Here is a 10202-nt window from a genome sequence, read left to right as displayed (position 1 = left end):
AGGGGGACGCGCTGATGTTCGGTATGGAAAGTCCCGTCCGCTCCGCCACTTATTAAGAAGCCTCGTCAGAAATGACGGGGCTTTTTACGTTTGCAATTTTGGTATTGGTCTAAGTGAAGCGGTAGTTCAGTTGGTTAGTCAGTCATTCCAACATCATTCTCGGCTCCTGTTCATCATTACATTCTGAACTCTGTTCTTATTGCTAGACTTATCGGAGAGAGAACCAGATGAGGGATATAACGGTGAAAAAGATATACTTGGCAGTGAGCATAGGGATGCTTGCTGCATGTACTGTCGATCAGAGCTACTTTCCAGTTGAAATTACTTATGACTGTCAGCAAGGGCAGTTTTTTACGATTACCTATCCGACCGCAGAATCAGCGGTAATCTTTTATCTAAATGAAACCAGGACATTAGAACGGCAACGCTCTGCTTCTGGGGCACAATACCAGGATTTGGAGGGAACAACTTACTTGTTCACTGAAGGTGATGAGGCGATGTTGGAGTGGGATGAGGTGAGGCTTGAAGGTTGTGCTGCAAGAGAATAAGAAAAGAGGGTAGCTAGGCTACCCTTGCCGCGAAAACCCGAAACCAGAGGCTTGCGAAATATAACAGCTATGCCGTGAATAACTCACGAGTTCCACACTTCCTACCACATTGAGTTTGCTGTGATAGGAAGCGCTGGAAAGGATGATTAAAGCTGCAGAAAGTTTTTTAGTTGCCGGATTATGCTTTCTGCTTTCTCTTTGTCTTTCATTTCGGCAAATAAGCGTAGCAGAGGCTCGGTGCCGGAGAATCTGGCTAGAGCCCAGCCGCCGTTTTTAAAATAAACCTTGGCGCCGTCAGCATAGCTGACTTTATCGATCTCATAGCCGAAATCAGGCAGTTCCTTGTTGACATAAATTTTTTCGTAAAGGCGTTGGTGTTCAGCCGGTTTGAAGCTGCAATCACCTTCTGCAGTGTAGGCATATCCATATTTGTTATAGATTTCATCAAGCATTTCAGACAGCTTTTTACCAGTGACGCTGATCATTTCAACTAATAGGCTTGATGCAAACACCCCATCTTTACCCTTTATGTGTCCACGAATAGTCAGACCGCCAGAGCTTTCACCACCAATCAGTGAGTCGTCAGCTTCCATCTGCGAGCTGACATGCTTGAAGCCGACAGGGACTTCAAAACACTTTTCATTGTGTGCTTCAGCGACTTTATCAAGCAGATGTGTGGTGGCGATATTTCGAACCACAGAACCTTTCCAGCCTTTATATTCCAGCAAGTAGTAGTAGAGCAGAAGTAAGACTTCGTTTGGGTGGATGAAATTACCTTTCTCGTCGATGATACCCAGCCGATCGGCATCGCCATCGGTGCCGATCCCAATGTCATAGCCTTCATGGGATACCATATGCTTCAGGCGATAGAGGGTAGCGGCACTCGGAGATGGCATCAGGCCACCAAAAGCCGGGTTTTGGCTGTCATTGATCACGTCGACATCGCAGCGGCCAGAGATCAGTACTGTTTGGAGAGCGTTTTTAGCCACTCCGAACATGGGGTCGATAAGAACTCGTAGGTTGGCTTTCTTGATTGCTTCAACGTCGATAAAGTTGATGATTGAATCGACGAATTCATTCATTGGGTTGATAAGCTTTATTAACTTGTCTTTTTGGGCATCATCAAAGTCGGCGAGTTTGATATCATCCTGAGAAAGGGTCGATATTTGTGTTTCGATCTTTTGGGTGATCACCTCATCGGCATCGCGGCCTCCTTCAATAAATACTTTGATACCGTTGTAGTCTGCCGGATTATGCGAGGCTGTGATACAGGCTGAGTACGTTGCTCCAATCTGTTTAGACTTGAACATAACGATAGGGGTCGGTACATATTTATCGATAAAGCTGACCTGAATGCCATTACCGGCCAGTACTTCTGAGAACCATGCTGCCGCTTTATCTGATAAAAAACGACGATCATAGCCGATCACAAAACCATTCTCGGTAACTTTTTCTTGAAGCATGATGTTGGCCACGGCTTGCGCGACCAGCTGTACATTTGCTTTGGTGAACTCCTCACCGATCAGGGCTCGCCAGCCTCCGGTTCCAAACTGGATCATGATGGAACTCCTATTTCTCTCTGTCGAATAACGAAATGACGGGGGTGAAAGTCACCCCCTAAAAAAATTAACCCATGACGACGGTTACGGTGTTGACTGAACCGGCTGCCTGCGCAGGGATAGCGCCTTCAATGCTTTCTCCGTTTAAGGTGATTGATTTCACGCCTTTGCTGACATGATTCGGGTTTTCTACTTTGATGTTGAAGGTGGCACCGCGCCACTCTCTGGTAACTTCAAATTCCGGCCAATCAGTTGGGATACAAGGATCTACACTCAGACCAGAGAAACCAGTTTGAACACCTAGAATGAAATTAGTTACGGCAAAGTATGCCCAGCCCGATGTACCTGTCAGCCATGGGTGGTTGGCACGGCCGTGATCCTGGTGGTCGCGGCCCATGATGAATTGCACGTACGAGTACGGTTCAGCAATGCGTTTTTCGATGATGTCATTTTGGTTGTATGGGTTCAGCGAGTCATAGAACTTCATTGCACGATCACCACGGCCCAGTTTCGCTTCAGCTACCCATGCCCATGGGTTTGGGTGGGAGAAGATCGCCCCGTTTTCTTTCACGCCCTGGTAAACACGGGTTACGAAACCGATGTCATCATTTGGAGTGGCAAAAGATGGTGCATTCAGGTGCAGGCCGTATTCAGAGAACAAGTTCTCATCAACCGCATCCATGGCTCTCTCACCACGCTCTTGAGAAGCAAGACCAGACAGTACGGCCAGAGTATTAGACTCCAGGTGGATACGACCTTCTTCTTGTTGTGCTGTACCGATTTTATCGCCGTTTTTGGTCAGGCCGCGGATATACCAGCCACCTTCATCATCCCAAAGGTGGGTTTCACAGGCTTCGCGAACATTGGCTGCCATTTCTGTGTATTTCTGTACATCAGCCTCTTTACCAAGGAATTTTGCCAGCTCGATGAACTCTTGCAGCGCCCAGAAGTGAAGGAAAGAGACCATAGATGATTCACCGCCACCCAGATTGAGGCAGTCGTTCCAGTCTGCGCGTAGTCCTTTACAAATACCTGTTTGGCCAACATGTTCGGCTGAGAAGTTCAGTGCTGCCTTCATGTGCTCGTAGACAGTTGCGTCTCCGTCATCAGCGTATGGAATGATTTCTTCGAAGAAGCTTTCTTCACCGGTTTCCATCACATACTTACAAATTGTCGGCACGAGCCACAGATGGTCGTCTGAACAGGTATCTCTGATACCGTGAATTTTATCTTCATCAGACGGGGTTGGGACGACTGTTGGCGATTTTGATGGTGCAACATCTTCTTTTTCTGGATCGAACCAATCTGGATCAAACAGGTGCAAGCCGTAGCCTGCTTTCACCTGACCGCGTAGCAGGTCAACCAGGCGCTTGCGGGTCATTGCTGCATTGGAGTGAGGTACGGAGATCGCGTCCTGAGCGGTGTCACGGTAGCCAAGGCCCGTACGACCACCGACTTCGATGAATGAAGCAAAGCGGGACCAGACGACACACGTTTCTGCCTGATACAGCGTCCAAGCATTGATCATAGTATCAAGGCCTTCGTTTGGTGATTTCACCTGGAATTTATTACAGCGAGAATTCCAGTGCTCTTTGATGGCAGCAAATGCAGCATCAACTTTAGTGAAATCCTGGTATTTTTCGCGAAGTTTGGCACCTTCATCTTTGCCGATCCCCAAGATGATGTTGAAACGTACTTCTTCGCCAGGCTGCAGGGTAAACTGCTTGTGCAGTGTGCCGCACTGGTTGTAGCAAGTCTGGACATGGTTTGAGCAGCGTCCGTTTTCAACAGCTACTGGGTTTGCTTCGTCGCGGTACATGCCAATGAACGAGTCACGCTGACCATCGTAGCTGTCTGGGTCGAAGCTGGATGCCAGATAGTAGAAACCTTCGTATTCACATGTGTTGTAGTACAGATCGTACAGGATCACACCGTCGTTGTAGGAGGTGCCTGAAGAGTACAGGCTCATCTGATGGTTCTGGTTATCAGACTGAATATGGCTGAAAGAGAACTCAACAAACGAGAACGTTGAGATGGTGCGTGGCTGATCACTGTCATTTTTCAGTACAATATCCCAGATTTCAGCATCTTCGCCTTTTGGTACAAATAGTGTTTTCTGGGCTGTGATGCCGTTGTATTCACATTTGAATCTCGAATATGACAGGCCGTGGCGTACTTCGTATTTGGCTTCTTCAAGACTTTTCGCGACAGGTTGCCAGGAGATTGACCAGTAATCGCCGCTTATGTCATCGCGCAGGTAGACATAGTGCCCTGGACGGTCAAAGGTTGCGTTAGGGCGGAATTTAGTAATACGGTTGTATTCCGGTGAATTGTAGAAGGAATATCCACCCGCATTGTGTGAAATCACGGTACAGAAATTTTCGGTACCCAGATAGTTGGTCCATGGCGCTGGGATATCAGGACGAGTGATTACATACTCTCTGTTATCATTGTCAAAATAACCGTATTTCATTATTTTCAATCCTTTTAATTATTTAAATTTTTCTTTGCGGTTAGCGGATGTTCACAGTGACGGTAATTAATGCCTGCCTTGTCTAGATATTTCAGTTGGCCATGCAGCCGGGCCTTGAAGTCTTTCCAGTTCCTTTTTTTCGGCTGGCTCCAACAGAGTTCTGCAATTGCCAGTAGGCGAGGGTAGAGCATGAATTCAAAACGGCTTTGACTGTTGATCAGCTCGCACCAGAGTGCGGTCTGGATTCCCAGAATATGCTGGTGTGCCGGGTCGTTGTGCTCAAGCGCAGAGAAAGGTTGGTAGCTGTAGACAGTATCGAGCGGGAGCTTACCTGCCCAGTCGACACCAGGTTCATCTGCCGAATAGCCTTGCGCCAGATCGAGGTAGGTGTACTGGGCTGGCTGCATGATGACGTCATGGCCTGCTTTGGCACAGGTAATACCTGCCTCCTCACTCAGCCAGGAAAAGATGAGGGCATTTTTGCTCAGTTTGTTGCCAAGGGTAGCTTCTTCCCAGCCCATCATTCGCCGTCCTTTGGCCTGTAAAAACTCTTCGGCAAAGCGCAGGATATGCCCTTGTAGTTCGCGATGATCCTGATAGCTGTGTTGTGTCATCATGGCCTGACAGGCTTTACTGTCGCTCCAAACTCCCTGGGGAACTTCATCGCCACCGATATGGATGTAGGGGGCAGGAAAAAGTTCGCAAATTTCTTCCAGTACCTTGGAGATAAAGTGGTACGTTCCTGGAAGTGCCGGTGACAGGATGTTATCCGGATAGCCCTGGATGCTGAGGTACTTGGAATGGTCGTCCGGGTCGATTAGCAAATCGGGCAGTGATTTGATGGCAGCGCGACAATGTCCCGGGATATCGATTTCCGGAATGATGGTGATGCCGCGAACATTGGCATAGTCGATGAGTTCCCGGACTTCTTGTTTGCTGTAATAGCCGCCGTATCGTTGACTGATCGTTGTGAATTGCGGCTTGATGGCTTCGTTCGGGCCACGCCAGGCTCCAATGTTAGTCAGCTCCGGAAAGGCATCAATTTCGATCCGCCAGCCCTCGTCGTCAGTCAGGTGCCAGTGGAAGGTATTGAACTTATAACGCGCTAACTGATCGAGCAGGAACTTGATCCGCTTGACCGGATGGAAATGACGGGCGCAGTCCAACATCATACCGCGGTAGCTGTAGTGTGGCTGATCCTGAATTTCAACCATAGGTAGCGTATAAGCAGCATGAACCTGGTGTGATGGTGATGTCGGGATCAGTTGCAGCAGTGATGCTGTCGCATGAACAAAACCAGATGATGAGCCAGCTTGTAGCCAGATATGATCCGGTTCTATCAGCAGGTGATAAGCACCTTCAGTCAAATCCTCATGATACTGATAGGTGATATTTCCTTGTTCCTGAACCGGAATATCTTCATGCAGGAGCCGGTATAGTTCAGACTGCAGCCAACGCGCACTGCCTGTGGCTTGCTCTGTTGGTGTGGTGATTGCAGCATGCTGGGTAAGCTGGAATTCTCCTTGTAGCCGGGTGAGCGAATCAGGAGCTGGGATCAGATTGATACTCTTGGCTGCCGGCAATGGTGTCGTGAAATGTTCGACGGCCGGTTGATCTAAGTTAATCGTGGTGACTTCTACCGGGATTGGCACGATTAACTCGTCTTCTCCGGCGATATTTAAAAAAGCTTCCGGAATACCCTCGTCATACAAGGTGAATGGTTTCGTGCCAATGGTGAACTCAGTATAAAAGTGAGAGTTAGAGTTCAATGCCTCAGCACGGTTTGGGGTTAAAGTGCAGTAACTGCCAAGTTGGTGCAACTGGCCATTCGATAGGCTATCGGCTTGGATCCAGCGATCCATCGAGAAATGCAGTGACCAGTTGTCTAAAGGCTGATCGCTGAGGTTATGCAAGGTCAGGGCAAAGCGTGAAGTCTGTTCGTTTTTGCTTATGACTGTTAAATCAAGGCGGTAACTCATAGTGCCCCCTCAAGCGGGTAGAGATTGTGGTTGCCTTTTTGTGCCATTGCAATGGCTCCGTCCATGGCATCGCCCTGAGGCTCGGCAAGCCGCGCTTGTAACGGAGGTGCCAGCCAGTTTTGGATGCGCTCACCAATACTGCCCATCAGGCAAATTCGATCGGCACCTCGCTGGATTAAGGCCGATAGCCACATTTCTACGTCGGCTGCGGTTTGTTTCAGTAATTCGATCGCCAGAGTGTCGCCGTCTGCGGCATAGGCAAAGATGGCTGGTGAAAACTGGCCGTAATCACGTGGCCGGGCGGTTTTAGACCAGCTGACGATTTCATCGACATCATGGTTGAAGTGAGCCATGACATGCTGCGCCAGTGTGGTGTGAGGGACAATACCGTCAACACTGAGCAGTACCTGCTGGATAAGGCGTAGCCCCATTACAGCCCCGCTGCCTTGATCGGAAATCGGGAATTCCCGCCCACCAATAACCTGTTGCTGGTTATCTTTTAGAAGAATGCCGCAAGAACCTGTTCCGGCAATCAGGATTGCCCCTTCTTTTCCGCGCCACGCACCCAGACAGGCACCGTAGGCATCGGTATTTAAAGTAAGCTCCCCATAGGGATGCGGTTGAGCCATAAAGTCATACCAGGCTTGTTTTTGCTCGGCTCCGGCCAATGCCAGCCCGACCGACATGTGACAATAATCATGGTTGCTCAGTTGAGCCTGGGCCGCCGCTGTTGCGATGGCATCCTGGATTGAGGCCATAGCCACTTGGCTGCCAAGCAGGATATTGGCACTGCCTGTCTTGGCTTCACCTAAGATGTAGCCTTGTCGGTTGCAGATCCGGGCGCGGCAGGATGTGCCTCCGCCATCAACTCCAACATAATATTTGATTGAGTTAGCCAAGGTGCCTCTCCTTAAACTGGCAAGTTATTGCAAGCAAATACCAGCCGGCATGAGGGATCCACTGTTCCCCCCAGCGCCAGTTTTGCAACATATCGTCTTTGTGCTCAATTGGCTTAAAGGCGATATCTTGCTCGTTTTCAAAGCCGGAGGTTATTCCGTTACAGACTCCGCCCTTGGCATTGAAAAAGCCCAGATCCGGAAGGTAGTCAGGATTATTATCGCCGTGGCCATCCAGCATGCACATATCGAACGGATTTAGCCCTAAAATCCAGTCAGTGAGCTGGTGGGCATAGGTTTTCAGGCCGGTTTTGAGTTGAATGTCGAGGTCCAGCTTTTGCGCTTGGTATGCCATAGCCGCAAGTGAGGATAAACGTGCATTTTCGCCCTGCCACCAGTAACCGCTCTCATTATGGTGAGGAATGAAAAAAGCACTGTGCTTTTCGCCTCCGAGTGGGCAGATATACTGACGGGGGTAACCGAACGGGTTGTTGACCTCGGTAGTGATTTTAAGCTCAAATTGCAGAGCATTGGCAACAACCTCCAGAGTTGCCAATTGCTTGTCTTCATCAGGCTCGATAGCAAGGTAGTGCATCAGGCTGATCGCTGGCAATCCGGCTTCAGCTGCGTGATAGTAAGGGCGGCTACCGTCACTGTTGGCTGACCAAAAGTGTTGTCGGTTGCAATCGGATTGCTGGCGGCTTGCCAGGCGGGCTGCCCAATATCTTGCCCCTTCCAGATAGCGGCTGTCATGTGTTGCCCGAAAGAGCTCAACTGCAGCCAGAAGGGCACAATATTCATCAATAATATTTTCCGTACCATCGTTGAGGTACTGGATGTTCATTTCAATCAGGTGCCAGTAGCCGGTTTCGGCAGACTTGAGATAGGCTTGCTGGCGCTTGTTGTCATCCAGAGCCAGTTGGCTGGCTGTTTGACTACGGGTCAGTCGTGATGCTGCGGCGAGTGCTGCGATAGTGACACCGCCCCCCTGACGGAATCCTGCCTGGTAGTCGTCAGACTTAATCCCATCCTGGGTTGAATATGAACAAATCTCCCGTTGCCCCGTGGACTTACTCCACTTGTCGAACACCGTTACATAAAAATAACCCTGCGGACTTTGCATCCGCAGTAAAAAATCCGCGCCGTGAATAGCCTCTTCCATAAGGCGGACGCGGGTAAAGTTAGCAATGGAATCTTCGTCTTCCAGCTCTTCGAATGCCTTTAGCATGTTCCAGACCACCATTGGGGTCTGCTGCGGGTTGAGGAAGTTGCTGTAAGACAGGTGACTTAAGTATTTGCTGACATCGCCGGAGGCGTCATACCAGCCTCCGTGGACATCCATTTTTTCGTTGCTGTTGAGCAGCGGTATATATTGGTCGGCACGATCAAAAATACCGCCGCAGCGTTGCGATTTGAAGTAGTGCAGGACATCGCTGAAGGTCTGGTGCATTAACAGGCCTTCGGCCACGACAAACGGTGCCGACAGAGTTTCTCCGACTCGGATTCGGTATTTACCGCACTCTGTGAGTGCGGTGAAATCGATCGAGTAGGTGTAACCCGTGTGCCATTGTGCAACCGTTCCACAGGCCTTGATAGGCAGCTGCATTATGGAGTGTTTATTTCGGCAGCAAATGACTTCTGCATGGCTGTTCGGCAGGTTTGGCTCTGCCTGCAAGATAGCCTGCTTGGCACCGAAACGCTCATACCCAATATGGTTGGTTAACAGCTGCATTGATCCTCCGTTTATTTCTCGTAGAGATAACAACGTACAAAGTGGTTATCTGATAGCTGGGTGACACTTGGTAATTGCTCGCGGCATCTTGCTGTGGCATGGGTACAGCGGCCTGCAAACGGACACCCAAGGCTCTCCGGCGTCCATAACGGGATTTCACCTTTGTTGCCTTTGAGTTTTTCATGAATAGATTTACTTGGATCTGGCACCGCCGAAACCAGAAGCTGAGTGTAAGGGTGCTGTGGGTTATGGATGATCTCCTCGGTATCGCCCCATTCCACCATGTGGCCGACATACATGACGGCCAGATCTTCAGCAATGTAGCGGGCTGTGGCTATATCATGGGTGATATACAACAGTGCCATCTCTCGCTCGAATTTCATCTCTTCCATCAGGTTCAGGACACCGGCACGGATTGAGACGTCCAGCATAGATGTTGGTTCGTCAGCCAGTACAACTTCGGCACCAACTGCAATGTTGCGGGCCAGGTTAACGCGCTGGCGCTGGCCTCCGGATAGCTGGTGGGGGTACTTGGCCGCTGTCTCCTTGGGCGGGATCAGTCCAACCTGCTCCAGGAGGCTGTAAACCATCTCTTCGAGCTCTTTTGTGTTGTTTCCCGATACTTTTTTGTGGATCAGCAAAGGGCGAGCGATGTGATGGTAGATGGTGTGGGTCGGATTAAGGGAGCCGAACGGATCCTGCCATACCATCTGGACACCCTGGCGATAAGTCATCACGTCATTTCTGCTGGTGATATCAGCAATGTCGCGCCCGTAATATTCAATGTGTCCTGATGTCGGCGGGTACATCTTGGCTATCATTTTTGCGGTGGTCGACTTTCCTGAGCCTGACTCCCCAACAACGGACAGGCCGCGACTTTTGTACATCTTGAATGATACGTCGTTGATTGCCCGCATCATCGGTTTTTTCAGAGAGTTGCTGTTGACCTGAAAGTCTTTAATCAGGTGCTTACCTTCGATAATTGGTTGTCCAACTGGCTTGCTCATAGTGCCTC

General features: G+C 49.6%; 7 protein-coding genes. 1 reads left to right on the top strand and 6 read right to left on the bottom strand.

What is annotated here, in order from left to right:
• Positions 1-242 precede the first annotated feature (242 nt).
• Positions 243-548 (top strand): MliC family protein, encoded by a 306-nt coding sequence (locus tag Q0852_RS14275; RefSeq protein ID WP_299019026.1) that lies wholly within the window; start codon positions 243-245, stop codon positions 546-548.
• A gap of 146 nt (positions 549-694) precedes the next feature.
• On the opposite strand, the gene Q0852_RS14270 is transcribed toward Q0852_RS14275, so the two are convergent.
• From Q0852_RS14270 to Q0852_RS14245, 6 genes are all read right to left on the bottom strand, one after another.
• Positions 695-2107: a phosphoglucomutase/phosphomannomutase family protein gene (locus tag Q0852_RS14270; RefSeq protein ID WP_299019024.1), complete on the bottom strand. Its 1413-nt coding sequence runs from the start codon at positions 2105-2107 to the stop codon at positions 695-697.
• A 67-nt stretch (positions 2108-2174) separates the two neighbouring features.
• Positions 2175-4580: a N,N'-diacetylchitobiose phosphorylase gene (locus Q0852_RS14265; RefSeq protein WP_299019022.1), complete on the bottom strand. Its 2406-nt coding sequence runs from the start codon at positions 4578-4580 to the stop codon at positions 2175-2177.
• 14 nt (positions 4581-4594) lie between these two features.
• Entirely contained in the window at positions 4595-6559 is a 1965-nt protein-coding gene (locus Q0852_RS14260; RefSeq protein WP_299019020.1) for a beta-N-acetylhexosaminidase, read from the bottom strand.
• A complete protein-coding gene (locus tag Q0852_RS14255) occupies positions 6556-7446 on the bottom strand; it encodes an N-acetylglucosamine kinase (RefSeq protein WP_299019038.1) in 891 nt (296 codons plus the stop codon). Before Q0852_RS14255 ends, Q0852_RS14260 begins: the two co-directional genes overlap by 4 nt.
• Before the next feature lie 4 nt (positions 7447-7450).
• The gene (locus Q0852_RS14250; protein WP_299019018.1) at positions 7451-9187 is read right to left on the bottom strand and encodes a glycoside hydrolase family 9 protein; all 1737 of its coding nucleotides are present in this window, start codon (positions 9185-9187) and stop codon (positions 7451-7453) included.
• Positions 9188-9198: 11 nt separating this feature from the next.
• Complete coding sequence (locus Q0852_RS14245) at positions 9199-10194, bottom strand: ABC transporter ATP-binding protein (protein WP_299019016.1); 996 nt, start codon at positions 10192-10194, stop codon at positions 9199-9201.
• Positions 10195-10202 lie beyond the last annotated feature (8 nt).

The sequence above is a fragment of the uncultured Photobacterium sp. genome, from assembly GCF_947502415.1.
Classification (GTDB): domain Bacteria; phylum Pseudomonadota; class Gammaproteobacteria; order Enterobacterales; family Vibrionaceae; genus Photobacterium.
This window is presented reverse-complemented; position numbering and strand designations above follow the sequence as displayed.

What these genes read in the sequence shown, in the direction of transcription:
- Q0852_RS14265 (WP_299019022.1), bottom strand. Translation starts at nt 4,580, where the DNA reads ATGAAATACGGTTATTTTGACAATGATAACAGAGAGTATGTAATCACT.
- Q0852_RS14245 (WP_299019016.1), bottom strand. Translation starts at nt 10,194, where the DNA reads ATGAGCAAGCCAGTTGGACAACCAATTATCGAAGGTAAGCACCTGATT.
- Q0852_RS14260 (WP_299019020.1), bottom strand. Translation starts at nt 6,559, where the DNA reads ATGAGTTACCGCCTTGATTTAACAGTCATAAGCAAAAACGAACAGACT.
- Q0852_RS14270 (WP_299019024.1), bottom strand. Translation starts at nt 2,107, where the DNA reads ATGATCCAGTTTGGAACCGGAGGCTGGCGAGCCCTGATCGGTGAGGAG.
- Q0852_RS14250 (WP_299019018.1), bottom strand. Translation starts at nt 9,187, where the DNA reads ATGCAGCTGTTAACCAACCATATTGGGTATGAGCGTTTCGGTGCCAAG.